This window comes from Serratia sp. HNCC26DJ206 (assembly GCF_057180605.1).
This window is the reverse complement of the sequence record NZ_JBXUGP010000011.1, coordinates 56060-81937: the sequence shown is the minus strand read 5'-3', so window position 1 is coordinate 81937 and position 25878 is coordinate 56060. Positions and strand designations below refer to the sequence as shown.

22 protein-coding genes are annotated in these 25878 nt (G+C 55.6%); 18 read left to right on the top strand and 4 right to left on the bottom strand.

Annotation, left to right across the window (positions count from 1 at the left end; all coding sequences use genetic code 11):
• Positions 1-31 precede the first annotated feature (31 nt).
• Positions 32-793 (top strand): phospholipid-binding lipoprotein MlaA, encoded by a 762-nt coding sequence (gene mlaA, locus AC2A1E_RS09420; protein WP_484383519.1) that lies wholly within the window; start codon positions 32-34, stop codon positions 791-793.
• Between the two features lie 101 nt (positions 794-894).
• On the opposite strand, the gene fadL is transcribed toward mlaA, so the two are convergent.
• A complete protein-coding gene (gene fadL, locus AC2A1E_RS09415; RefSeq protein ID WP_484383518.1) occupies positions 895-2172 on the bottom strand; it encodes a long-chain fatty acid transporter FadL in 1278 nt (425 codons plus the stop codon).
• A 403-nt stretch (positions 2173-2575) separates the two neighbouring features.
• On the opposite strand from fadL, the gene AC2A1E_RS09410 reads away from it, so the two are divergent.
• The 4 genes from AC2A1E_RS09410 (at position 2576) to sixA (ending at position 7436) form a co-directional block, all read left to right on the top strand.
• On the top strand, positions 2576-2872 hold the full coding sequence (locus AC2A1E_RS09410) for a YfcZ/YiiS family protein (RefSeq protein ID WP_459401941.1): 297 nt from the start codon (positions 2576-2578) through the stop codon (positions 2870-2872).
• A 186-nt stretch (positions 2873-3058) separates the two neighbouring features.
• On the top strand, positions 3059-4369 hold the full coding sequence (gene fadI, locus AC2A1E_RS09405; RefSeq protein WP_484383517.1) for an acetyl-CoA C-acyltransferase FadI: 1311 nt from the start codon (positions 3059-3061) through the stop codon (positions 4367-4369).
• Positions 4369-6528: a fatty acid oxidation complex subunit alpha FadJ gene (gene fadJ, locus AC2A1E_RS09400; protein ID WP_484383516.1), complete on the top strand. Its 2160-nt coding sequence runs from the start codon at positions 4369-4371 to the stop codon at positions 6526-6528. Before fadI ends, fadJ begins: the two co-directional genes overlap by 1 nt.
• A gap of 422 nt (positions 6529-6950) precedes the next feature.
• On the top strand, positions 6951-7436 hold the full coding sequence (sixA, locus tag AC2A1E_RS09395; protein ID WP_484383515.1) for a phosphohistidine phosphatase SixA: 486 nt from the start codon (positions 6951-6953) through the stop codon (positions 7434-7436).
• 59 nt (positions 7437-7495) lie between these two features.
• Here sixA and smrB read toward each other — a convergent pair whose 3' ends face one another.
• The gene (gene smrB, locus AC2A1E_RS09390) at positions 7496-8026 is read right to left on the bottom strand and encodes an endonuclease SmrB (RefSeq protein WP_484383514.1); all 531 of its coding nucleotides are present in this window, start codon (positions 8024-8026) and stop codon (positions 7496-7498) included.
• A gap of 240 nt (positions 8027-8266) precedes the next feature.
• On the opposite strand from smrB, the gene prmB reads away from it, so the two are divergent.
• The 7 genes from prmB (at position 8267) to AC2A1E_RS09355 (ending at position 14151) form a co-directional block, all read left to right on the top strand.
• On the top strand, positions 8267-9199 hold the full coding sequence (prmB, locus tag AC2A1E_RS09385; protein WP_473191619.1) for a 50S ribosomal protein L3 N(5)-glutamine methyltransferase: 933 nt from the start codon (positions 8267-8269) through the stop codon (positions 9197-9199).
• 31 nt (positions 9200-9230) lie between these two features.
• Positions 9231-10316, top strand: a complete 1086-nt coding sequence (gene aroC / locus AC2A1E_RS09380) for a chorismate synthase (protein ID WP_484383513.1) — start codon at positions 9231-9233, stop codon at positions 10314-10316.
• A gap of 5 nt (positions 10317-10321) precedes the next feature.
• Complete coding sequence (mepA, locus tag AC2A1E_RS09375) at positions 10322-11149, top strand: penicillin-insensitive murein endopeptidase (RefSeq protein ID WP_459401948.1); 828 nt, start codon at positions 10322-10324, stop codon at positions 11147-11149.
• Positions 11150-11186: 37 nt separating this feature from the next.
• Complete coding sequence (locus tag AC2A1E_RS09370; RefSeq protein WP_484383512.1) at positions 11187-12215, top strand: PDDEXK nuclease domain-containing protein; 1029 nt, start codon at positions 11187-11189, stop codon at positions 12213-12215.
• 201 nt (positions 12216-12416) lie between these two features.
• Complete coding sequence (locus tag AC2A1E_RS09365; RefSeq protein ID WP_484383511.1) at positions 12417-13217, top strand: sulfite exporter TauE/SafE family protein; 801 nt, start codon at positions 12417-12419, stop codon at positions 13215-13217.
• A gap of 75 nt (positions 13218-13292) precedes the next feature.
• The gene (locus tag AC2A1E_RS09360; RefSeq protein ID WP_459401952.1) at positions 13293-13838 is read left to right on the top strand and encodes an elongation factor P hydroxylase; all 546 of its coding nucleotides are present in this window, start codon (positions 13293-13295) and stop codon (positions 13836-13838) included.
• 31 nt (positions 13839-13869) lie between these two features.
• Positions 13870-14151: a YfcL family protein gene (locus AC2A1E_RS09355; RefSeq protein ID WP_484383510.1), complete on the top strand. Its 282-nt coding sequence runs from the start codon at positions 13870-13872 to the stop codon at positions 14149-14151.
• Positions 14152-14189: 38 nt separating this feature from the next.
• On the opposite strand, the gene mnmC is transcribed toward AC2A1E_RS09355, so the two are convergent.
• Positions 14190-16211, bottom strand: a complete 2022-nt coding sequence (gene mnmC / locus AC2A1E_RS09350; protein WP_484383509.1) for a bifunctional tRNA (5-methylaminomethyl-2-thiouridine)(34)-methyltransferase MnmC2/FAD-dependent 5-carboxymethylaminomethyl-2-thiouridine(34) oxidoreductase MnmC1 — start codon at positions 16209-16211, stop codon at positions 14190-14192.
• A gap of 170 nt (positions 16212-16381) precedes the next feature.
• Between mnmC and fabB the strand changes: the two genes are divergently transcribed.
• The 6 genes from fabB (at position 16382) to AC2A1E_RS09320 (ending at position 24454) form a co-directional block, all read left to right on the top strand.
• The gene (gene fabB / locus AC2A1E_RS09345) at positions 16382-17596 is read left to right on the top strand and encodes a beta-ketoacyl-ACP synthase I (protein ID WP_484383508.1); all 1215 of its coding nucleotides are present in this window, start codon (positions 16382-16384) and stop codon (positions 17594-17596) included.
• 206 nt (positions 17597-17802) lie between these two features.
• On the top strand, positions 17803-18228 hold the full coding sequence (locus AC2A1E_RS09340; RefSeq protein WP_484383507.1) for a hypothetical protein: 426 nt from the start codon (positions 17803-17805) through the stop codon (positions 18226-18228).
• A gap of 71 nt (positions 18229-18299) precedes the next feature.
• Positions 18300-18623 carry a copper-binding protein gene (locus AC2A1E_RS09335; RefSeq protein ID WP_484383506.1) on the top strand — a complete coding sequence of 108 codons (324 nt, stop codon included), beginning with the start codon at positions 18300-18302 and terminating at the stop codon, positions 18621-18623.
• A 10-nt stretch (positions 18624-18633) separates the two neighbouring features.
• Positions 18634-19893 carry a TolC family protein gene (locus tag AC2A1E_RS09330; RefSeq protein WP_484383505.1) on the top strand — a complete coding sequence of 420 codons (1260 nt, stop codon included), beginning with the start codon at positions 18634-18636 and terminating at the stop codon, positions 19891-19893.
• The gene (locus AC2A1E_RS09325) at positions 19890-21338 is read left to right on the top strand and encodes an efflux RND transporter periplasmic adaptor subunit (RefSeq protein WP_484383504.1); all 1449 of its coding nucleotides are present in this window, start codon (positions 19890-19892) and stop codon (positions 21336-21338) included. The genes AC2A1E_RS09330 and AC2A1E_RS09325 overlap by 4 nt, the downstream gene beginning before the upstream one ends.
• Complete coding sequence (locus tag AC2A1E_RS09320; RefSeq protein ID WP_484383503.1) at positions 21335-24454, top strand: efflux RND transporter permease subunit; 3120 nt, start codon at positions 21335-21337, stop codon at positions 24452-24454. The genes AC2A1E_RS09325 and AC2A1E_RS09320 overlap by 4 nt, the downstream gene beginning before the upstream one ends.
• 284 nt (positions 24455-24738) lie before the next feature.
• Here the strand turns inward: AC2A1E_RS09320 and apbE are convergent, their stop codons facing one another.
• On the bottom strand, positions 24739-25764 hold the full coding sequence (gene apbE / locus AC2A1E_RS09315) for an FAD:protein FMN transferase ApbE (RefSeq protein WP_484383502.1): 1026 nt from the start codon (positions 25762-25764) through the stop codon (positions 24739-24741).
• Positions 25765-25878: the final 114 nt, after the last annotated feature.

Sequence of the window (25878 nt, the reverse complement as noted above, 5' to 3'; positions counted from 1 at the left end):
TAAAAACTGAATGGGTTTCATGGAGAAGAATATGAACTTTCGCCTGACTGGGCTGGCTTTCGCAACGGTACTCTTGGTGGGTTGTGCCAGTACACCTGGCAACAATCCGCAGGGGCGTTCTGATCCCCTTGAAGGGTTCAACCGGGCGATGTTTAACTTTAACTACAACGTGATGGATCCTTATGTAGTTCGCCCAGTAGCGGTGGTATGGCGTGATTATGTGCCGATGCCTGCACGTAATGGCTTAAGCAACTTTACTTCCAACCTGGAAGAACCCGCCAGCATGGTGAACGAATTCCTGCGTGGGAACCCGTATCAAGGCATGATCCACTTCAACCGCTTCTTCCTGAACACCCTGCTGGGGATGGGCGGGTTGATCGATGTGGCTGGCATGGCAAACCCGAAACTGGCGCGTGTCGATGCTCGTCGTTTTGGCGGTACGCTGGGCAACTACGGCGTGGGTTACGGCCCATATGTGCATCTGCCGGTTTACGGCAGTTTTACCATTCGTGAAGACGGTGGTGACTGGGCAGATAGCGTTTATCCGATGTTAAGCTATCTGACCTTCTGGATGTCGGCAGGTAAGTGGGCGGTGGAAGGAGTGGAAACCCGTGCACGGTTGCTGGATTCCGATGGCCTGCTGCGAAACTCTTCCGATCCTTACGTGCTGACGCGCGAAGCCTACTTCCAGCGTCATGATTTCAAGGCCAGCGGTGGCGCACTCAAGCCACAAGAAAACCCGAATGCCAAGGCAATTCAGGGTGATTTGGACGAGATCGACTCATCGAAATAAGCCTCTTTTTTATTACGGAAACCCGCTTTATTGCGGGTTTTTTTATAAAAAAGACATAAAAAAAGCGCCGTTGCAGGCGCTTTTTAGTATGGCTAAATCGATTAGAAACTGTAGTTGAAGTTAGCACCAGACAACCAGGCGGTACCTTCAGAATCGAAGGTATATGGGCCTTCGTGAATGGTCACTTTCTGGCCGTGCATATAGGCGAGACCAACGTCAACAGAGGCATCTTTGTTGAAGGCGTAGGTGGTACCCAAGCTGAACCAGGTTCGGTTCTGATCCGGGATTGAGATAGAACGGTTGGCAGCAGGAACCGGGCTTTGGTCGAAGGCGACACCGGTACGGAAGGTCCAGTTATCGTCATAGAAATACGTGGTACCCAGCGCCATGCGGTAGGCATCGCGGAAGCCTTCGTGCTTATAGAACAGCGTTTGCCCATTATTACCGGTAGCTTTCAATTCCTGGAACTGGCTCCAAGAGTTGTAAGCCATGCTGTAATGGATAGCCCACTGCGGTGCCACTTTGTTATAACCTGAAACTTCCCACATTTCTGGCAGATTCAGATCCAGTGAACCAGGGATGGTGTTGCCATTGGTACCCCATGGTAAACCAGTGACCGATTGAGCTGGGTTGAAGGCTGAAGGCAGATCACTTGAGTAATCGCCATCGAAGCTAATCTTCACTTTTGAACGATAGGTGAAGCCATAGCGGTTATTTTCGTCGATTTCATACAGCAGACCGGCATTCCAGCCATAACCCCAGCGGTTGCCTTCCAGCTTGGAAATCTTTGTATTTGCGGGAATACCCCTACTCAGCAAACTCTCACCAGCACGGCGCTCAAGTTTTGCATCGGCGTTAACCGCGTTAAAACCTAACCCGAAGCTGAAGTTCTGATTCAGACGGTAAGCCGTACTGAGGTTCAGGTTGATGGTGGTGAGATCGGTTTTACCCCCGTAAGGGCCTGCGGTGTAACTGTCGCTGAATTCTGTGGCCAAACCGTAGTTACTGATCACGGAACCACTTACGGCCCATTGCTCATTCAGCGGCTGGATATAGTGCAGGTTCGGCACCCAGGCAGTTGGCGCAATATTTTTCGCATCAAGGCTGGCACCGGTAGGGGATTTGCCGCTGATATCAACGTTTGGATTAATGAAGACTGCGCCAGCAGAGAGAGTTGGGCGGTCAAACATCATCATGGTAGCTGGGTTACGGCTTGCAGAGGCTGCTGAATCTGCCATTGCGCCTTCGCCAGAATAAGCACGCCCTAAACCGACTGATGAGAACTCATTCAGTTGGAATCCTGCGGCATATACGTTTGAAGAGATAATCGCCACTGCAACTGCAAGAGCTGATTTAGTGAACAGGTTTTTCTGGCTCATGACCAAAACCTCATTTTATATTTTTATTTAAACTATGTTACACAGGGTAACAATGAAAAATAATTGTAGAGGTCTGTTCGCAATTAGACAAATCAGACCAGTGACTGAATTATAGGTCCGACCTGTTGTGTTGTTGCAAGTTTGTTTGGCATTTATTTCGAAAATGATATCAAAAAAGAGATCTGCATTACAAAAAAAGCGAAAGAGTAATGAAACTTTTACTATTTCTTAGCAGACAGCGATTTCTATTCTGTGTTTTTCAGCCCTTGAAGCACTTACAAAAAGTAAGGCTAGTGATTGGACTGCCCGAGGCGTAAAATAACCACAGTATTTTATTTACTTGCGCCAGATCATCAATGGCTTTTGGGGCGAGTTTGATGCAGCCCGTGAGGAGATTTTAAACATGTCAGATGCAATTAATAAATGCAGTACGCAGGAAACCGCAGCCTGTTGCTGTATGGATGTTGGCACCATTATGGATAATACCGATTGCACCGCTTCCTACAGCCGGGTATTTGCCAGTCAGCAGGATGCAGAGCAAACGCTGGCAGCCTTGACCGAAAAGGCGCGTGGCGTTGAATCGGATCCTTGTGATATCAGCAGCAGCATTAAACCGGTTAACGGCGGCGTGCAGTTGGATATTGATTTTACTTTCGCCTGCCAGGCTGAAACCTTGATCTTCCAACTCGGCCTGCGTTAATTGCCTTGCAAACCTGCGCAACGTTGCTTGCGCAGGTTGTTTTACCCCCCTCAGCCGGAAAGTTGCTCCCGCTCCCAGTTTTCACTTCTGTTAGTTTGCCAAATATAAACATTCGGTTAACAATGACTCCATCAGGTCAGACCTCTTTTTGCCCGTTGTGTTGACGGCCTATCTTCAGGAGCGTTTATGAGTAAGGCACTGCCGTTGGTTACCCGCAATGGCGATCGTATCGCCATCGTTAATGGATTACGTACCCCTTTCGCCAAACAGGCGACCGCTTATCACGGTATTCCGGCGGTCGATCTCGGCAAAACGGCGGTGAGTGAATTACTGGCCCGTACGGGGATTGATCCGGCGTTGATCGAACAACTGGTGTTTGGTCAAGTGGTGCAAATGCCAGAAGCGCCTAACATTGCGCGGGAGATCGTGCTCGGTACCGGCATGAGTGTGCATACCGATGCCTATAGCGTTTCGCGCGCCTGCGCCACTAGCTTCCAGGCGATTGCCAACGTGGCGGAAAGCATCATGGCTGGCAGTATCAGCATCGGCATTGCCGGTGGGGCTGATTCCTCTTCGGTGCTGCCGATCGGCGTCAGCAAGGCGCTGGCGCGCACGCTGGTGGACGTCAACAAGGCACGTACCCTATCGCAACGCCTGAAGCTGTTCAGCAAGCTTAAATTCCGCGATTTGATGCCGGTACCACCGGCAGTAGCCGAGTATTCTACCGGCCTGCGCATGGGGGATACCGCCGAGCAAATGGCAAAAACCCATGGCATCACCCGCGAACAGCAGGATGCGCTGGCCCACCGCTCGCATCAGCTGGCTGCCAAAGCCTGGGAGCAGGGGTTGCTGCACGATGAAGTGATGACGGCCTACGTTCCCCCCTATAAAACGCCGATTGCTGAAGACAACAACGTTCGCAAAGATTCCAGCCTGGAATCCTATGCCCGGCTGAAACCGGCATTTGACCGTAAACATGGCAGCGTAACCGCAGCCAACAGCACTCCATTGACTGACGGAGCCGCAGCCGTGTTGCTGATGAGCGAATCCCGCGCCAAAGAACTTGGGCTGGAGCCGCTGGGCTACTTACGCAGCTTTGCCTTTGCGGCCATTGACGTATGGGAAGATATGCTACTTGGCCCCTCTTATGCCACACCGCTGGCGCTGGATCGTGCCGGGATTACTCTGGCGGATCTCACTTTGATTGATATGCACGAAGCTTTTGCCGCGCAAACGCTGGCTAACCTGAAAATGTTTGCCAGCGCTGAGTTTGCCCAGCAAAAACTGGGGCGTGACCAGGCGATTGGTGAAGTGGATATGGAAAAATTCAACGTGCTGGGTGGCTCGATTGCCTATGGACATCCGTTTGCGGCTACCGGAGCACGCATGATTACTCAGATGCTACATGAGCTCAAACGGCGCGGCGGCGGCCTGGGGCTGGCGACGGCCTGCGCGGCGGGTGGGTTGGGTGCGGCGATGATTGTGGAGGTGGAGTGATGAGCTTCGAGAATGCACTGCATGAACAGCGCGTCAAAACGTCGGCATTTCATCTGATCCTGCGCCCAGACAATATCGGCGTGATCACCATTGATGTGCCAGGGGAAAAGGTGAATACGCTGAAGGCGGAGTTTGTCGAGCAGGTCAATGAAGTGCTGCTCAAAGCTCAGCAGTTTCCGGCGCTGGAAGGGCTGGTGATCCTGTCTGGCAAACCGGACTCCTTCATTGCGGGTGCCGATATCACCATGATTGCCGCCTGCACGAGTGCCAAAGAGGCCGAAGCGCTGGCCAAAAAAGGGCAGAGCACCTTGGCACAGATTGCTGCGTTCCCGGTGCCGGTTATCGCCGCCATTCACGGGGCTTGTTTGGGCGGCGGGCTGGAGTTGGTATTGGCCTGCCATGGCCGCGTGTGTTCGCTGGATGATAAAACGGCGCTCGGCCTGCCGGAAGTGCAACTGGGCCTGTTGCCGGGCTCGGGTGGCACACAGCGTTTGCCGCGCCTGATCGGCGCGCGTCAGGCATTAGATATGATCCTGACCGGCAAGCAGATTCGTGCACGACAGGCGCTGCGCATGGGGCTGGTAGATGATGCGGTGCCTCAGTCGATTTTGTTGCAGGCCGCCATTGAACGGGTGAAACAAGGCTGGAAATCCCGTCGTGAACTGCCGTGGCAGGAGCGCCTGCTCAACGGCCCATTGGGCAAGAACCTGCTGTTTAGCATTGTGCGTAAAAAGACGCTGGAGAAAACCCACGGTAATTATCCGGCGGCAGAACGCATTATTCAGGTGGTCCGTACCGGTTTGGATCAGGGCAGCGCCAGCGGTTATGAAGCGGAAGCTCGCGCGTTCGGTGAATTGGCGATGACGCCACAGTCGGCCGCGTTGCGCAGCCTGTTTTTTGCGTCAACCGCCTTGAAGAAAGAGCGTGGGGGCGATGCACAACCGCATACGTTGCAGCGCGTTGGCGTGCTTGGCGGTGGCCTGATGGGCGGCGGCATTGCCTGCGTGACGGCCACGCGTGGCGGTTTGCCGGTGCGGATCAAAGATGTAAACGAGCAGGGGATCAACCATGCGTTGAAATATACCTGGGATCTGCTGGGGAAACGGGTACGCAGCAAGCGCATGCACCCGGCAGAGCGGCAAAAGCAGATGATGCTGATCTCCGGTTCAACCGATTACAGCGGTTTTGAACGCGTTGATATTGTGGTTGAAGCGGTGTTTGAAGATATCGCCCTCAAGCAGCAGATGGTGGCAGACATTGAACAGCATGCGGCACCGCATACCGTTTTTGCCTCCAATACCTCATCGCTGCCAATCAGCCAGATAGCCGCCAAAGCGGCCAGACCACAGCAGGTTATCGGCCTGCATTACTTCAGCCCAGTAGATAAAATGCCGTTGGTGGAAGTGATCCCACACGCCACCACCAGTGAGGAAACCATTGCCACCACCGTGGCATTGGCGCAAAAACAGGGTAAAACGGCGATTGTGGTGGCCGATCGCGCCGGCTTTTACGTCAACCGCATTCTGGCCCCTTATATTAATGAGGCGGCGCGTTGTTTGCTGCAAGGTGAGCCGATCGAATCCCTGGATAAAGCGCTGGTGGACTTCGGCTTCCCGGTCGGGCCAATCATGCTGTTGGATGAAGTAGGGATCGACGTCGGCACCAAGATTACCCCGATCCTGACCGCAGAGCTGGGGCCACGCTTTGCCGCACCGGCAGCGTTTGATGCGGTGCTGAAAGATGGCCGTAAAGGGCGTAAGAATGGCCGCGGTTTTTATCTGTATCCGGCAGAGGGAAGCAAACTCCGGGCGCGCAAACGTGAGGATGGCAGCATTTATACGCTATTGGGGATCACCGCCAAGGCCCATATTCAACATGCGGTGATCGCCCAACGCTGCGTCATGCTGATGCTGAACGAGGCGGCACGCTGCCTGGAAGAGGGCGTGATCCGCAGTGCGCGTGATGGTGATATCGGTGCGGTATTCGGTATCGGTTTCCCACCGTTCCTCGGTGGTCCTTTCCGTTACATGGATCAGCTTGGTGCGGAGAAGGTGGTAAAAACTCTGCGATCTCTTCAGCAACAGTATGGTGAACACTTTGCACCGTGCGAACGCTTGCAGCGTATGGCTGAGCAGGGCGAACGTTTTTATCCGCAGTGAGTCGGGTAAGCACAGCGGCCCGGTTTGCGCTACAGTTTGATCAGGGCCGCACTGTGATCGTTATCACTCCTTGCAACACCTGCAATCCCAGATGCTGTACAGGGAGATAGGGGAGAGGTAACGTAGCGTACCGATGGCGGATCACTCAGCACCATCGGGGAACTCATCATAGCCAGGTTGAAATTCAACCTGTTGAATTGATTGCTATATGGGTAATGAATTTACGTTAGAGCACTGTTGGTGCAATAAACAGCGTTTTCTTTACGTGAACTTTCAGGCAAAATGCCCGGCCGCCATAGAGAGACGGCGCATTATCGTGTTAAAGCTCTTTGCTTTGGGCTTGTGCTCTTGAGTGCAACTCGGCGATACAGCACGCTCGGCGTTTCTGTATGGTGTTATTTTGTCAACAACAGCGGTGCAATATGCAAGTTTTGATTATGCGTCACGGAGAGGCGGTACTTGAGGCAGCCAGTGATCCAGTAAGACCTCTTACTGAGTGTGGCCGTGAGGAGTCGCGTCAGATGGCGGCCTGGTTGAATGCCCAGTCTGTGGATATTGAACGCGTTCTGGTCAGCCCTTATCTGCGTGCTGAACAGACGCTGGAAGCGGTTCGCGAAGCGTTAACGCTGCCGGAAGGTGCAGAAACCCTGCCCGAACTGACGCCGGGTGGGGATGCCGGGTTGGTGAGCTGCTATTTGCAGGTATTGGCAAAAGAAGGGGTCGGCGCGGTGCTGGTGGTTTCCCACCTGCCGTTGGTCGGTTATTTAGTGGCCGAACTGTGCCCGGGCGAATGTCCACCCATGTTTGCTACCTCGGCCATTGCCAATGTTGAGCTGGCTGCGGATGGCAGCAGTGGCACCTTTGCATGGCAGGTTGGCCCATCGCAGGTAATGGCGAAGGTCTGCTAAACGCGTTGGCAATAACAGAAGGGCGATGTAAATCATCGCCCTTTGTCATTTCTGCTTGGCTACTCTTCCAGTTCGATCAACAGCAGCACTGCTGCATTGCCACCCCATTCTTTGGGGGCCTGATGAAATGCCAGCACGTCCGGGTGTTGCGCCAGCCACAAAGGAGTCTGCTGCTTGAGGACATGCTTGCCGTGGCCGTGCATCACGCAGGCACAATGAACGTGTTCACGTTTGCAGGCGGCGATCATCGCCCCTAACTCTTGCTTGGCCTGCAACTGCGTCAGGCCGTGCAGATCGAGAAACAGATCCGGCACATAATCCCCACGGCGCAGCTTTTTCAATTCATAGTGATCATAACCAGGGCGCACATAGCGCGTTGGCCCTTCATCATCCAACTGTGGCTGAAACTCGTCAGAAAAATAAAAGCTGGCATCGACCTGCTCCTGCAACAAGCGTTGCGGGGCGATTTGCCGGGTTTTCATTTTCGGCTTTGGGTGGACGATGGTGTCCTGCCGCAGCCTTCTTGCTCCGATTACTGACTCCCTGAAGAGCTGCAATTCGTCTTTGCTCAGTGGGTGCTTATTCTTCATTATTCTCTCACTGGATATCATTTCTGGATATTGCCCTACACGACCTTTGGTGTGGTAGAAATACTTAGTTTATTTGTAGGAGCGTGCCTAGTTTACCGTGTCGAAGGGTTCTGTCGACGCAAAACTGCGGCTGAATGCCAACGAGAAGGGCCTAACACCACTATTGCTGCTGATTTGTCGCAGGCTTCATGGCAAACTGTGGCGCTAAATCATGAATTACCGCGCCTGCTGGAGGGCAAATTGGACAAAATTTTCGTCGAAGAAGCAGTGAATGAACTGCACACCATTCAGGATATGCTGCGCTGGGCCGTAAGCCGGTTCAATGCTGCCAATATCTACTATGGTCACGGGACCGATAATCCGTGGGACGAAGCGGTGCAATTGGTTCTGCCCAGCCTGTTCCTGCCGTTGGATATCCCTGAAGATATGCGTACCGCACGCCTGACGTCCAGCGAGCGTCAGCGCATCGTTGAGCGGGTGATCCGCCGGGTTAACGAGCGTATTCCGGTGGCTTATCTCACCAACAAAGCCTGGTTCTGCGGCATGGAGTTCTATGTTGACGAGCGCGTGCTGGTGCCACGTTCGCCGATTGGCGAGTTGATCGACAATCGCTTCAACGCGCTGATCCCGCATCCGCCGCGCTATATTCTGGACATGTGTACCGGCAGCGGCTGTATTGCCATCGCCTGTGGTTATGCTTTCCCAGAAGCGGAAGTGGACGCGGTAGATATCTCTGCGGACGTACTGGCCGTGACCGAACGCAACATTCAGGCGCACGGCGTTGAGCATCAGGTGATCCCGATCCGCTCCGATCTGTTCCGTGACGTTCCGGCGATCAAATACGATCTGATCGTCACCAATCCGCCGTATGTGGATGCCGAAGACATGTCCGATCTGCCGCAGGAGTTCCGCTTTGAGCCGGAATTGGGCCTGGCGGCGGGCAGCGACGGCCTGAAGCTGGTGCGCCGCATCCTGGCCTGTGCGCCAGACTTCCTGAGCGATGACGGCGTGCTGATTTGCGAAGTGGGTAACAGCATGGTGCATCTGATGGAGCAATATCCAGATATCCCGTTCACCTGGCTGGAGTTTGACAATGGCGGTGACGGCGTGTTTATGCTCACCAAACAGCAACTGATTGACTGCAAAGATCACTTCAGTCTCTATCGCAGCTGATTAATCCAACAAATAATAGTAAGGAGCCGTGATGGCAGGGAACAGTATTGGGCAGTTTTTCCGCGTCACTACATTTGGTGAATCTCACGGTGTGGCGCTGGGATGTATCGTCGACGGCGTGCCACCGGGCATTCCGTTGACCGAAGCTGATTTGCAGCACGATCTGGATCGTCGTCGTCCGGGTACTTCACGTTATACCACGCAACGCCGCGAACCGGATCAGGTGCGGATCCTCTCTGGCGTATTTGAGGGCGTCACCACCGGTACCAGCATCGGCCTGATAATTGAAAACACCGATCAGCGCTCGCAGGATTACGGTGCGATCAAAGATGTGTTCCGCCCAGGGCATGCCGATTACACCTACGAGCAGAAATATGGCGTGCGCGACTACCGCGGCGGTGGCCGTTCCTCGGCGCGTGAAACCGCGATGCGCGTGGCTGCCGGAGCGATTGCCAAAAAGTATCTGGCGCAGAAGTTTGGCGTCCAAGTACGCGGTTATCTGGCGCAGATCGGCGATGTGAGCTGTGAGCTGAGAGATTGGGATCAGGTAGAACAGAACCCGTTCTTCTGCCCGGATCCCGATAAGCTGGAAGCGTTGGACGAACTGATGCGCGCGCTGAAAAAAGAGGGCGACTCGATCGGTGCCAAAGTCACTGTGGTAGCGGAAAATGTTCCCGTGGGCCTGGGTGAACCGGTGTTTGATCGCCTGGATGCCGATCTGGCGCATGCGCTGATGAGCATCAACGCAGTAAAAGGCGTGGAAATCGGTGATGGTTTTGCCGTAGTGACCAAGCGCGGCAGCGAAAACCGCGATGAAATCACCCCGGAAGGCTTCCAGAGCAACCATGCGGGTGGCATTCTCGGCGGGATCAGCAGCGGTCAGCCGGTGGTGGCGCATCTGGCGCTGAAACCGACCTCCAGCATTATGGTGCCGGGTCGCACCATTAACCGCCAGGGTGAAGCGGTGGAAATGGTCACCCGTGGCCGCCACGATCCCTGTGTGGGTATCCGTGCGGTACCAATCGCCGAAGCGATGATGGCGATTGTGTTGATGGATCACCTGCTGCGCCAGCGTGCGCAAAACGGTGATGTAATTTCTAACGTTCCACGCTGGTAATTTCGATGAATAAATGGATGTTAGGCATCGTTGCCCTGATGGCTTCAGGGGCAGCCATGGCGCTCACGCCGTGGCAGAAAATTGATCACCCGGTAGCGGGCAGCCCGCAGGCGATTGGCGGTTTCTCCAATGGCTGTATCGTAGGGGCGCAGCCGTTGCCATTGAACTCCCCGAGCTATCAGGTGATGCGTACCGATCAGCGACGCTATTTTGGCCACCCGGATCTGCTGGCGTTTATTCAACGCCTGAGTGATAAGGCGCACCAGAAAGCGCTGGGTACGGTGCTGATTGGCGATATGGGGATGCCTGCCGGTGGGCGCTTCAGCAGCGGCCATGCCAGCCATCAGTCTGGGCTGGATGTTGACATCTGGCTGCAACTGCCGCGCCAGCGCTGGACGGCGCAGCAACTGCTTAAGCCGCAGCCGATCGATCTGGTGTCTGCCGATGGTAAACGCGTCGTCGATAGCCAGTGGCAGCCGCAGATTGAATCTTTAATCAAGACGGCGGCACAGGATAGCGAAGTGACACGCATCTTCGTTAACCCGGCGATTAAGCTGCGCCTGTGCCAGGATGCGGGTGCGGATCGCAACTGGCTGCACAAGGTGCGCCCGTGGTTTGCCCATCGTGCGCACATGCATGTTCGGTTACGCTGCCCGGCGGGCAGTCTGGAATGTGAAGATCAGGCTCCACCACCGGCAGGTGACGGCTGTGGCGAAGAGTTGATGAGCTGGTTCAAGCCTCAGCAGCCGAATGCCAACCCGACCAAGACAGAACCACCTCCGTTGCCACCTTCCTGCCAGGCGTTGCTGGATAATCATTTCGCCAGCCGTTGATCTACGAGATGATGAAGTTGCTGCAAGAGGTACGTTCATGAGTAAAAAAGAGGCAGTGGTAAGCACCACTGCCGACTTTTCCGAAGTAGTACAATTAATAGATGCTGCTCGCAAGCATGCCTATCAGGCGGCCAATACCACCTTGATAGAATTGTATTGGCAAGTGGGCGCTTATATTAGTCACAAGGTTAAAGCGGCAGAATGGGGGGATGGTGTCATTAGCCAACTAGCGCAGCATCTGGCGTTGACGCAACCCAATCTAAAAGGCTTCACTCGCTCCAATCTGTTCCGCATGCGACAGTTTTACGATATATATCAAAATAATACAATTGTCGCGCCACTGGTGCGACAATTGCCATGGACACATAATCTGATCATCTTAGGGCGCAGCAAGCACCCCGAAGAGCGTGAGTTTTATTTACAAATGGCACTCAAAGAGCGATGGACTAAACGCGAACTAGAGCGTCAGTTCAACACCGCCTTATTCGAGCGTATGGTGCTCAATCCCGTAAAACGCTCAACCGTGCTGAGTGAAACGCAGCCAGAAGCCTTGAGTATCTTTAAAGACAGTTACGTCGTCGATTTTTTGAATCTGCCACAAGAGCACAGTGAGGCCGATTTACAGCTAGGTTTACTGGATAAGTTAAAACAATTTCTCTTAGAGCTCGGGCGTGATTTTTGTTTTGTTGGTAGCGAATATCCCGTTCAAGTCGGGCAACAAGATTTTGCCCTGGACCTGCTGTTTTTCCATCGTGGTTTAAATGCGTTGGTTGCCATAGAGCTTAAAGTCGATCGCTTCAGCCCCGCACATTTAGGACAACTCAACTTTTACCTGGAAGCCTTGGATCGCGATCACAAAAAGCCGCACGAAAACCCCGCCATTGGCGTGTTGCTGTGTGCCAATAAAGACGATGAAGTGGTGGAATATGCCCTTAGCCGTACTTTGTCACCTGCATTGATTGCACAATACCAGAGCACATTGCCAGATAAGCAATTGTTGCAAGCAAAGTTACATGAATTTTATCTATTAAATATGGCTGAGGGGGCGGGTGATGGGGCGATATAAAGCGTATGGGAAATACCGTGGTGATGAGCCAGTATCGCCTGTCGTCGTAGCACACTGAATTTTTCTAACCCGGAACTTGCCAAAGGGTTCGCCCGCGTGGTGTTTGATATGCTCAAAGGAGCCTGAAGCAGTTGACCGATTGTCTCGATATAATCGGCCGGTTGAGTAGGGCATTGTTTCACTTTTTCAAGCAGGCAATCTATGGAAGGGCTGGTGCTCGGTCCCGAATTACTCGGGATACTGTTTTTTGTGGCAATGTTTGCCGGGTTTATTGATTCTATCGCCGGTGGCGGTGGGCTCCTGACCGTACCCGCCCTGCTGGCCGTGGGTATTCCGCCAGCACAGGCGCTGGCCACCAATAAACTGCAGTCGGTAGGCGGCTCGTTTTCTGCCAGTCTGTACTTTATTCGCCGCCGGGCGGTTGATCTTAACGATCAGAAACTGACGATTTTCCTGACGCTGATCGGTTCGGTCATTGGTGCGATTCTGGTGCAGCATATGCGCGCCGATTTGCTGCGCCAGATGTTGCCCGTGCTGGTGATCGGCATCGGTCTCTATTTCCTGTTAACGCCACGGCTGGGGGAGAATGACCGCCAGCGCCGCTTGGGGGCTTTGCCCTTCGGGCTGATTGCCGGGGGCGCTATCGGCTTCTATGACGGCTTTTTTGGCCCAGGGGCTGGTTCATTTTACGCATTGGCCTATGTCACGCTGTGCGGTTTTAACCTCGCTAAGTCCACTGCCCATGCCAAAGTGCTGAACTTTACCTCCAATCTGGGCAGTCTGGTGCTGTTTATTATCGGCGGTAAAGTGGTGTGGAGTATCGGTTTGGTGATGCTGGTCGGCCAGGTTCTCGGTGCGCGTATGGGAGCACATATGGTGCTGACCAAGGGCCAGAAGCTGATCCGGCCGATGATCGTGGTAGTTTCGCTGATCATGAGCTGCAAGCTGCTGTACGACAATCACGGTGCAGAAATCCAGCAGTGGCTGGCGTTGCATTTTTAACAGTCCAAAGGGCGGCACGCGGCAAGATATCAGGTATAATTGCCACCTTAATTTTGTGGTTATTTGAGTTTTTTTATGCCAGACACCCATCAATATTCACAACTGATTGAAGTTTTTAACCAGTGCTTCAGCGATGATTACAATACTCGCCTGGTAAAAGGCGATGATGAGCCGATCTATCTGCCGGCCGATGAAGCGCTGCCGTACAACCGCATCGTTTTTGCCCATGGTTACTATGCCAGCGGAATGCATGAAATCTCCCACTGGTGCATTGCCGGTGCTGAGCGCCGCAAACTGGTGGATTTTGGCTACTGGTATTGCCCGGACGGGCGCGATGCCAAGACGCAAAGCGCATTCGAAGCGGTCGAGATCAATCCACAGGCACTGGAGTGGATGTTCTGTGTCGCCGCCGGTTTCCCGTTCAACGTCAGTTGCGACAATCTCAACGGGGATTGCGAACCGGATCGCATCACATTCCAGCGCAAAGTGCGTACCCGCGTACTGGAACTGTTGGAACAGGGAATACCCACAAGACCTGCACGCTTTATTCAGGCGCTACAATCGTTTTACAATACGCCTCCGCTGGCGGCTGAGCATTTCCCTTACCCGGAAGATCTCTGAGGCAACGCCTGTTTTTTAATGAGGACGTTTGATGATCGAAGAATTCGAAGCGCGCATTCTGGCGCTGATTGATGACATGGTAGAACACGCCAGCGATGATGAACTGTTTGCCGGTGGCTACCTGCGCGGTCATCTCACGCTGGCGGTGGCTGAAGCCGAAGCGCACGACGAACATAGCGCCGCACAGCTCAAAGTCTGGGTGCAGAGCAGCCTGGATAAAGCCATTGCCGCCGGTGAGCTTTCCCCGCCAGACCAAGTATTGGTGCTGGGCATGTGGGAAAGGCTGTATCAGGCAGCACTTCCCACTGCGTAATTTATAGGGTTCAGCGTGCTGAACCCGCTTTCCCAGCGTTAAACCGCACGCCCTTTCAGCAACTTCCTGACCCACAGGCGATTCGGGTTCAGCGCCGCCAGCATTTCAGCATCACCTGGCAGCGGTTCGCCAAACAGCTGTGCCGCCAGAATTTCTGCCGCCAATGGGGCTGAACACAGGCCACGCGATCCCAATGCGCCAATGATGAACAGCCCCGGATAGACCGGTGCATCGGCAATGGCCGCCCCGCGCAGGCGTTGCTGTTGTAAATCCGCGTACTGCGCCAACGTGGCGGCATAATCCGGCAGTGCCCCCACCATTGGCATATGGTCACGAGTGGCACTGCGCACGCCACAGCGCGCCTGCTGGTCACTGATATCCACCTGCTGCGGCCAGGTTTGGTCCGGTAGGCAACGCAGCAAACGCGCGCGGTTGTCCTGCTGTTCGCTCTCACGATATTCCGTGCTGGCTTCTCCACGCTGATAGCTGGCACCAATGCAGTGCTGCTGGTTGGCTGGGTTGACCGGCGTCAGATAACCGTCGTAACACAGCACCTGTTTCAACCTGCTCAGCGCTGGCGTGGTAGGAATATGTGAAACCTGGCCGCGCACCGCCGTTACCGGCAGCATTGCACTTTGTGCCAGTGTGGGTAACTGATGGCCGTTTGCCAGGATCACCGTGGCGTGTTCGCTGGTGTGCCCCGTGGCGAACCGCAGTTGCCAGTGATCATCGGTACGCTGTAGGTCAGTGAGCCTATGTTGATAATGGCAAACCAAGCCTTGTTGCTGAGCCAAAGCCAGTGCGGCGCGAGTCAGAGCAGCAGGGCATAGCCAACCGCCCATCGGGTAACGGATGCCGCCAAAGCCGGTATCGATGCCGCATAATTCGCTGAGCGTGCCGCGATCGGCCGCTTGCGCCAGCGTGGGTGGCCAGCTAACGGCCAGGATCTTGGCAATTTTCCCGGCACTTTTTTCGTCATAGGCCAGTTGGCTGACGCCACACCACTGATGATCGAACTCAACCCCTTGTTGCAGCAAGGCATCGTACTGACGGCGGGCGAAAGGGAAGGCGGCGCTGAAGAAGCCTTCCAGCGCATCGCCCCGGCCATTCAGCAGGGGATAAAGCGCACCTTGGCGGTTGCCAGAGGCTCCTTCTGCCGGTTGTGCATCGGCGCAATACAGCGTGACCTTGGCACCGCGCCGCAACAGGGCCAGCGCGGTGAGCGCACTGGCAACGCCGCCGCCGATAATCGCCACATCATCGGTATGTTGAGCCGCCGGGCGCAGAAACCACGGCTGCGGGTGGGGGGCGGGCGGCGTTTCTGCGGGTAAAGTGCCGGTCAGCATTTCGCGTTTCTGGCCAAAGCCTTTGCATTTGGCGACGGTAAAACCGGCCTGCTGCAAGCCACGGCGCACAAATCCTGCCGCGGTGAAGGTGGCAAAACTGCCTTCCGGGCGGGCAAAACGCGCCATCGCTGCAAACAGGAGTTCGCTCCACATATCGGGGTTTTTCGATGGCGCGAAGCCATCAAGGAGCCAGGCGTCGATTTGGTTATCCATGCTAGCATCGAAATGCGGCAACAGCTCGTTGACGTCGCCGAACCACAGATCGAGCGTGATGCACCCTTCGGCCAGCAGCAGGCGGTGGCAGCCCGGCAAGGGTAGCGGCCACTGGGCCCGCAGTTCGCTGGCATAGGCGGCCAATTCTGGCCACTGTGCGTGAGCCGCAGCGAGATCGGCTAACTGTAACGGGAATTTTTCGAAGCTGATAAAGTGCAGGCGCTGTAACGCCGCGTCAGGGGATTCTGCGCGAAAATGGGCGAAAGCCTGCCATAGGGTAAGAAAATTCAGCCCGGTGCCGAAGCCGGTTTCCGCCACAATAAACAGCGGGCGCCTATGCTGATTAAAACGCTGTGGTAACCGGTTGCCGTTAAGAAATACGTAGCGGGTTTCCTCCAGCCCATCCTGATTAGAAAAATAGACGTCATCAAACTGTTTCGAAACAGGTGTACCCTGTTCATTCCAGCTTAACGCTGCGGTTTGGATGGGGGTATGGCTCACGGTTTATTGCTCGTAATTCAAGGGGTGGCACGATTTTAGCGGCGGTGCTCTTGTGGTGCAAACCGGATAGATATAATACAGAATCATTCTGATCGGACTTGTTCGGCGTACATCTGTACGCTAAAGTGCGATGCAAAATCCCGAATGTAAAATTGTGGAAGAGGTATTGAATGAAACGTGCAGTGATTACTGGCCTGGGAATCGTCTCCAGCATTGGTAACAACCAGCAGGAGGTCCTGGCAAGCCTGCAAGAAGGACGCTCAGGGATCACCTTCTCTCAGGAGCTGAAAGATTCCGGCATGCGTAGTCACGTATGGGGCAATGTTAAACTGGACACCACCGGTCTGATCGACCGTAAAGTGATGCGCTTCATGAGTGATGCGTCAGTTTATGCCTATCTTTCCATGGAACAGGCGATCAAAGACTCCGGTCTGGCAGCCGATCAGGTTTCCAACGATCGTACCGGCCTGGTAGTTGGTTCTGGTGGCGGTTCTCCGCGTAACCAGGTTGCAGGTTCCGACGGCATGCGTGCCAAAGGTCTGCGCGGCGTCGGCCCTTATATGGTGACCAAGGCGATGGCTTCCGGCGTTTCTGCCTGCTTGGCCACGCCATTCAAAATTCGTGGTGTGAACTATTCCATCAGTTCTGCCTGCGCAACCTCTGCACACTGTATCGGCCACGCGATGGAACTGATCCAACTGGGCAAACAGGACGTAGTATTTGCCGGTGGCGGTGAAGAACTGTGCTGGGAAATGGCCTGTGAGTTCGACGCAATGGGCGCGCTTTCCACCAGCTACAACGACACGCCAGAAAAAGCCTCCCGTACTTACGATGCAGCGCGCGACGGCTTCGTTATCGCCGGTGGCGGCGGTATGGTGGTGGTTGAAGAGCTGGAGCACGCGCTGGCTCGCGGTGCCCATATTTATGCGGAAATCATCGGCTATGGCGCAACCTCCGACGGTGCCGACATGGTGGCACCATCAGGCGAAGGCGCAGTGCGCTGTATGAAAATGGCACTGCAAGGCGTTGATACCCCTATCGATTATATGAACGTACACGGTACTTCTACGCCGGTTGGCGATGTGAAAGAACTGGGTGCGATCCGTGAAGTGTTCGGTGATAACACCCCGGCGATCTCTTCCACTAAAGCTATGACCGGCCACTCACTGGGTGCGGCGGGCGTGCAGGAAGCGATCTACAGCCTGCTAATGGTTGAGCATAGCTTTATTGCGCCAAGCATCAACATCGATAACCTCGATGAGAAGGCGGCGGGCATGAATATCGTCACTGAGCCAACCCAACGTGAATTGACCACCGTGATGTCCAACAGCTTCGGCTTTGGTGGCACCAACGCGACGCTGGTGATGCGCAAGCTGCAAAAATAAGTTTTTCGCTGCGAAGTTTCAAAAATCGGGCACGCTAAAACGTGCCCGATTTTTTTGTGCCTGCAATCCACTTAGTTGACTGAAATCAAAGTATTTTTGGCTGGCAGGAAAGTTCTTGGGTCGCTTTGTCAGCAGGTGTAAATTTTATTCCTGTGGTGATTTTCTGCCGATATACTCGGCGAAGTTTACCCATTTGGAATCGTGGTATGTCGGCTTTGGCGTCCATCTCTTTATCCATGCATCGGCTACGCTTCGCGAAGAAACGGGCAGGCGTATGGCTATTGGCCGTCTGCTGGCTGTTGTTAAACAGTCAACTGGCTATCGCCAGCCACGGCTGTAATCTGCAATTCGCTGCCGAAGCACCAGCAGCGCAGCATATGATGCACATGCAGGCCAGCGAGCCGGCGATGGACAATATGCAGGCCGAAGGGCCGCTGTGTGAGCAACATTGCATTCCCGATCCGATGCAGCAGGATCACGGCAGTTTAGCCTTGGCAGCGATCTTGCCTGCCAGCGGCGAACTGCTGGTGGCAGCACCCACCCAGCAGGTGCAATTCTCTCGCGCTGATTGGCAAACCCCTCCAATAGCAGGCCCTCCGGCAGAGATCGTGTTCTGCCGGTTCCGTGAATAGCCAAACCCTCCGCTTTGCCGTCCAAGACGGTAACTCGTGTTGTTTATTGACTATTCCACGGAGCTTTCTTTATGCGTAACTTATTTGCTGCTGTTTTCATTTCTCTGTTTTTCTCTTCTGCCGCCGTTGCTGAGCAAATGCAACATCATCAACATGCTGCACCCGCAGAGGCCACCGTCTATCACTCTACAGGTGTCGTTAAAACCTGGAGCGATATGAAGGTGTTGCTCGCTCATCCGGCGATCCCGGCCTTGAGTTGGCCGCCAATGACCATGAATTTTCTTCAGCCCCAACCGCCGTTTAAGCCGTTGGCCGCAGGAGCCCAGGTTGATTTCAGCTTCCGTCAGGTTGACGGTGGTTATCAACTGACGGCCATCAGCGCCAGCCAACAATAACGGGGGCACTATGTCCAAATTACTTTCTCACCCATTGCAGGTGGGTTGGCTGCTGCTCGCCTGTTATACGGGGAATATGCAGGCTGCCGCATTGACGCTGGAGCAATCACTGGCCGCGGCCGAGCGCTACTCGGCCGAGCTTTCTGCCAACCAGCATCAGGTGAATGCCTTGCAGAACATGGCCGATTCGGCGATGCAATTACCCGATCCCAAATTAAAGGTCGGGATTGAGAACGTGCCGGTGCAAGGTAACAACGCCCGGCGTTTGACCCGCGAGGGCATGACCATGGAGCGGGTTGGCATCATGCAGGATTACGTCAGCAGCAGTAAACGCCAGCGCAAAGCAGATACGCTGCGCGCCGAGGCGAGTAAAACCGCGGCGGGCAGCGCCGCCATCCGTGCTCGCTTGCAACAACAAACCGCGCAGGCGTGGCTGGAGTTGGCGTTAAGCCAGCAAACGCTGAAGGATAGCCAAACGCTGGTCAAAGAGAGCGAACGCCAGATCGCCGCGCAGCATAGCGGCGTAGCCAGCGGCAGTTCACCCGCCACTAACGTGATCGACGCGCGTTTGACCTTGTTGGCGATGCAGGATCGGCTTAGTGAAGCAGAGCGTGATGTTGCTATCGCACAGGCCCGCCTGACGCAGTTAACCGGCCAGCCTGAAGCCAGCACTGGCGGCGTGTTGCCGCACTTTGAACGCTTACCGGCGGAAAACCACCTGTTGCAACAGGCGATCAAACAGCACCCGGAAGTGGTACAGGCCAGCCGCGAAGCCGACGTGGCGAAAGCCCGTTCGGCCCAGTCGGAAATCGCCGCGATCCCAGACGTGGGGGTTGAGGTGTATTACGGCAAACGGGCCGATGGCTATGAGGATTTGGCCGGGGTGATGTTCACCGTCGATCTGCCAGTGTTCCGCTCACAGCGGCAAGACAAAGATCATGCCGCCGATCTCTCCCGCGCCATGGAAGCCAACGATCAACTGACGTTGCTGATCCGCGATCATCAGACGCAGCTCGATACGCTGCTGGCTCAATATCAGGCGGTGCAGGCCCAATGGCAGCGCCAGCAGCAACAGGCCATTCCGTTGCAACAACAGCGAGTGGCGCTGCAACTGGCGCAATACCGCAGTGGCAAAAGCGAACTTTCGTCGGTGCTGGAGGCGCGCCGGGCATTGCTCGACAGCCGTCTTGCTGCCGGTAAAGCAGCACGCGAGTTGGCGCAATTGTGGGCCGCGATCCGCTACCTTACTCCGCAGGAGATAGCACAATGAACATGCGTTTTAGCTTGGCGCTGTTGGCAGCGTTGGTGGCAGGCGGAATGGCCGGTTATTGGTTTGCCAATCAGCAACCGGCGGTAGCTAAACCCTCCGCCGAACGGCAGGTGCTGTACTGGTACGATCCGATGGTGCCCGGCCAGCGGTTTGATAAACCGGGTAAATCCCCCTTTATGGATATGGAACTGGTGGCGCGCTATGCCGATGAGCAGGAACAGGATGGAGGCGTCACCATCAGTGCGCGCCAGCAGCAAAACCTCGGGGTACGTACCGCAGCCGCACAGTTGCGTGAGCTGAAGGTGCAGATCAACGCTTACGGCAGCGTGGCGACCTACGAGCGCAGCGTGCAGGTGATCGCCGCACGTGCCAGCGGCCTGGTAGAGAAACTGTATGTGCGTGCCAGCCAGCAACAGGTCAAAAAGGGTGAAGCGCTGGCGCAACTGTGGATCCCGGATTGGGGGGCGGCGCAGCAGGAATACTTAGCGATCCGCACGCTGGGGGATAGTGCGCTGACCGCGGCCGCCCGTCAGCGTTTGGCACTGCAATTTATGCCGGAAGCGATTATTCACCAGGTAGAACGCAGTGGCAAACCGCAAACGCGCATTACCGTCAGCGCGCCGGAAAGTGGGTTTATCAACAAACTGGATGTGCGTGAAGGTGCGCAGGTTGTGGCTACGCAAGGGCTGTTTGAGCTGGCGAGCCTCGATCCGGTGTGGGTAGTGATTGATTATCCGCAGGCGCAGGCCGGTTTGTTGCGGGTGGGGGATGCGGTGCAGGCCAGTTCTGCCAGTTGGCCGGGGGAACGCTTCAGCGGCGAGGTGAGCGAACTGCTGCCGAATGTTGATCCACTAACGCGCACCTTCAAGGCGCGCATCGTGCTGCAAAACCCACAACAGCGGCTGAAACCGGGCATGTATCTGCAAGTGTCGCTGGCGGCAAACGCCGGGGCCAAACCGGTGCTGGCGATCCCACAGGAAGCGCTGATCGGCAACGGCGATCGTAACCGGGTGCTGGTGGCGGCAGGCAACGGCCATTTCACTCCGGTTGAGGTGGTGGCCGGGCTGGCGCAAAGCGGCTGGGTGGAGATCAAACAGGGGCTGCAAGCTGGGCAACAAGTGGTGACCTCTGGTCAGTTCCTGATTGATTCAGAAGCCAGCATGCGCAGCGCCCTGCCGCAGTTGGCCGGGGAGCCAGCGGTGAAACAGTATCAGGCGCAGGCGGTGGTTGAGGCGCTGGACGGCGATAACATCACGTTATCGCACGCACCGGTGCCGGAATTGCAGTGGCCCGCGATGACCATGGATTTCACCCTGCCGAAAGGCGGGTTACCTGCCGGGATCGGCATCGGCAGCAATGTGATGATCCACTTCAGCGTGGATGACAACGGCTCACACATCAGCCAAATCCTGCCGCAAGCCAAAGAGCACGGAGGTCACCCATGATTGCCTCGGTGATCCGTTGGTCGATACGCAATCGCCTGCTGGTGCTGCTGGCCTCAATACTGCTGGCCGCGTGGGGGATTTGGGCATTGCAGAAGGCTCCGCTGGATGCACTGCCCGATCTTTCCGATGTGCAGGTGATCGTGCGCGTTACTTATCCGGGGAAAGCACCGCAGGTGATTGAGGATCAGGTGACTTACCCGCTGACCACCACCATGCTGACGGTGCCGGGTGCCACCACGGTACGCGGTTTCTCGATGTTTGGTGATGCCTACATTTACATTCTGTTTGAAGACGGCACCGATCCTTACTGGGCGCGTTCGCGAGTGTTGGAGTCACTGAGTCAGGTGCAATCCTCTTTACCCGCGCAGGCGAAAGTGGCGTTGGGGCCAGATGCCACCGGTGTGGGTTGGATCTATGAATATGCGCTGGTCGATAAAAGCGGTAAACACAGCCTGGCAGACCTGCGCGCCTTGCAGGATTGGACGCTGAAGTTCGAACTGAAAACCGTCCCTAATGTGGCCGAGGTGGCCAGCGTTGGCGGCATGGTTCGTCAGTATCAGGTGGTGCTGAACCCAGAGAGTATGCGGGCGTTGAACATTACGCATCAGCAGGTGGTCAGTGCGATTCAGGATGCCAATCAGGAAGGCGGCGGGGCGTTGCTGGAGATGGGTGAAGCGGAGTATATGGTGCGCACCTCCGGCTATCTGAAAAAGCTTGATGACTTCAACAACGTGGTGATTACCGCGCGCGACGGCGTGCCGATCCTGCTCGCTCAGGTGGCAACGATGCGCGAAGGGCCGGAAATGCGCCGTGGTATTGCGGAACTGAACGGTGAAGGCGAAGTGGCCGGTGGCATTGTGGTGATGCGTTACGGCAAAAATGCGCTGGAAACCATCAAGGCGCTGAAGGTCAAGTTGCAGCAGATCCAGCAAACGTTGCCGCCGGGCGTGGAGATTGTGCCGGTTTATGACCGTTCCCAACTGATTGAAAACGCTATCGACACGCTGTCGTTCAAGCTGCTGGAAGAGTTTCTGGTAGTGGCGGTGGTCTGCACGCTGTTTCTGTCGCATTTCCGCTCGGCATTGGTGGCGATCGTCACTTTGCCGCTGGGGATCCTCGGGGCGTTTGTGGTGATGCACTATCAGGGCGTCAATGCCAACATCATGTCGCTGGGGGGGATTGCGATCGCCATTGGTGCAATGGTGGATGCGGCGATTGTGATGATCGAGAACATGCATAAAGTGCTGGAGCAGTGGCGACAGCGCCATCCTGGCCAACAGCCTACCTCGCAGGATTATTGGCGTATCTCCGAACAGGCAGCGGTGGAGGTTGGCCCGGCGTTGTTCTGCAGTTTGCTGATCATTACCCTGTCATTTATCCCGGTGTTCTCGTTGCAGGCGCAGGAAGGGCGGATGTTTGCACCATTAGCTTTCACCAAAACTTACGCCATGGCGGTCTCCGCCGGGTTGGGGATCACCTTGGTGCCAGTGTTAATGGGGTATTTTATCCGTGGACGTATTCCAGACGAGCACGCCAACCCGCTTAACCGCTGGCTGATCCGCCTGTATCAGCCGTTGTTGGCGGCGGTGCTGGCACGGCCAAAAACCACGCTGGGGATATCCGCCGCGCTGCTGGTACTGACCCTATACCCACTCAGCCGTTTGGGCAGTGAATTTATGCCGCCGTTGGATGAAGGGGATCTGCTGTATATGCCCTCCACTTTGCCGGGTATTTCTGCCCGCGAAGCGTCGCGCTTGTTGCAGTTGACCGATCGCTTGATCAAAACCGTACCAGAGGTGGATACGGTGTTTGGCAAGGCTGGCAGGGCAGAAACCGCCACCGATCCGGCACCGTTGACCATGCTGGAAACCACCATTCGCTTTAAACCACGTGAACAGTGGCGACCCGGCATGACCATGGACAAACTGGTGGCTGAGCTGGACGGCGTGGTGAAGGTGCCGGGCATTGCCAACGTCTGGGTGCCGCCGATCCGCAACCGGCTGGATATGCTGGCAACTGGCATCAAAAGCCCGGTCGGCATCAAGGTTAACGGCAGCAATATTGCCGATATCGAGCGCGCATCCAACCAGATCGAACAGGTGGTGAAGCAGGTTCCGGGGGTGACGTCGGCGTTGGCGGAGCGCATTGCCGGTGGGCGCTATGTGGATATTGATATCGATCGCCAGCGCGCGGCGCGTTATGGCGTTTCGGTTAAAGAGCTGCAATCGATCGTGGCGACGCTGGTGGGGGGTGAGAACATCGGTGAAACCATCGAAGGGCGTGCGCGTTACCCGATCAACGTCCGTTACCCGCGCGAGATCCGTGATTCGTTGCAGGCCTTGCGTGAACTGCCGGTGGTGACTGCGGCGGGCAGTCAGGTGCCGCTGGCAGAACTGGCGGATATTCGGTTAACCGAAGGCCCACCGATGCTGAAAAGTGAAAACGCCCGGCTTTCTGACTGGATCTATGTCGATCTGCGTGGGCGTGACCTAAAGTCGGCGGTGGAAGAGATGCAGCGGGCGGTTGCTCAGCAGGTGACCTTGCCTGCCGGGGTTTCTGTCAGTTGGTCTGGGCAGTTCGAGTATTTAGAGCGTGCCAGCGCCCAGTTGAAAATCGTGCTGCCGGTGACGCTCGGGATTATCTTCGTGCTGCTGTTTGTCACCTTCAACAGCGTGCGTGATGCGTTGCTGATCATGGCAACGCTGCCGTTTGCGCTGATCGGCGGGGTATGGCTGCTGTTCCTGCTCAATTACAACCTGTCGGTGGCCGGTGCGGTGGGGTTTATCGCTCTGGCGGGCGTCGCGGCGGAGTTTGGCGTCATTATGGTGCTGTATCTCAATCAGGCGCTGGCCAAACATCGTCAGCCCGGCGAGCCGTTAAGCCAGCAGCAACTGATGGTGGCTATCAGCGAGGGGGCGGTGTTACGCGTCCGGCCAAAGGTAATGACGGTAGCCACCATTATGGCCGGCTTGCTGCCGATCATGTGGGGCGGCGGTGCGGGTTCGGAGGTGATGCAGCGGATTGCCGCACCGATGATTGGCGGGATGGTGAGCGCGCCGCTGTTGTCGATGCTGGTGATCCCGGCGGTGTATTTGTTGTTGCATAGGAAGCGTTAGGGGAGTGCAGGGGGTTATTTCGTGCGCTAAATATTTTGTGTTTATTTTAAAACAGGATTAACGCGCCCGAGCAGGGGGCTCAAGAGCCAGCCCCCTGCACCCCGGCCCTTGCCATATCAGGCGGTCGCTGCGCGACTTCCCTCACTCCGCCACAGCGCATTTCGCCTATGCGCCGTGTCTCCGTTCGGCACCTTCAATGGCATCAGCATCCGTGCTCATCTCACTGATTGAGTGGTTTGAAATGTATAGAAGCGGCATCAAGATGTGACTCTACAGCTTTGAGATTACTGCACCAAAAACGCCTTAAATTGTGGCGTCATTACCGCGCTGAAACCGTCATCGGTCTTGCTGATCAAGTACACCGCCAGCCCTTGCTCTTCTGCCAGTTTCAGTGCTTTTTCCGTGCCCAAAACCATCAACCCGGTATCCCAACCGTCGGCTTCCAGCGCCGTGGGGGCGATCACCGTGGCGGAAACCAGCCGGTGATTAATCGGGCGGCCGCTGGTGGGATCGATCACATGGGAATAACGTTGCCCGTCCTGTTCGAAATAGTTACGGTAACTGCCCGAGGTGCTGATGCCATAACCTTGTAGATCGACCATGGCCTGTACCGCGTTCTCACGATCGGTGGGTTTCTGAATGGCGACGCGCCAAGGCTTGCCCTGACCGTTGACGCCGCGTGAGGACACCGCACCGCCCACTGACACCAGATAGTTGGTAATGCCCTTACGCGCCATCAGGCGTACCAACTGATCCACGCCATAACCTTCCCCCAGCGTAGAGAGATCGACATACATCTCCGGCAACTCTTTCTGTAGCCATTCACCACGGTTATCGCTAAGCAGTTTCAGGTGTTGCAGACCCGTATTGCGTTTGGCCGCCTCGATTTGCTGCTGCTGTGGGGCTTTCACCGCACGCTTATCCGGGCCGAAGCCCCACAGGTTCACCAGCGGGCCGACGGTGATATCCATCGCGCCACCGGTATCGCGGCCAATCCGCTGGGCCATCAGAATGATATCGGCCATGCCGCGTGGAATGGGTTGCGGTTCACTTCTGTGATTCTGGTTGAAACGGGATAACACCGAATTCGGGCGATAGGTGGAGATATCGTCGTTGGCCTGTTCCAGCAGGGCATCGATCTCCTGCTGCAACTGCTGTTTATTCTCATCAAGATCGCCACTGATCTTCACGCTGTAGAAGGTGCCCATGGTTTTGCCTTCAAGGTCGATTTGCGGGCGTGTCTCGGTGTCATTACAGGCGGCAAGCAGGGTGAGTGCTGCGGCCAGCAGTAACCGGTTGGCAAAAGTCATGGGCGGATCCTTAAAAGTAAATAGAGATGATGGATATAGAACAAAGCATGGCAAATGAAAAGCTTTTTAAGTGGCGTAATTTGCGCGCTTCGGCTAACGTCTTTGGCCTGCATT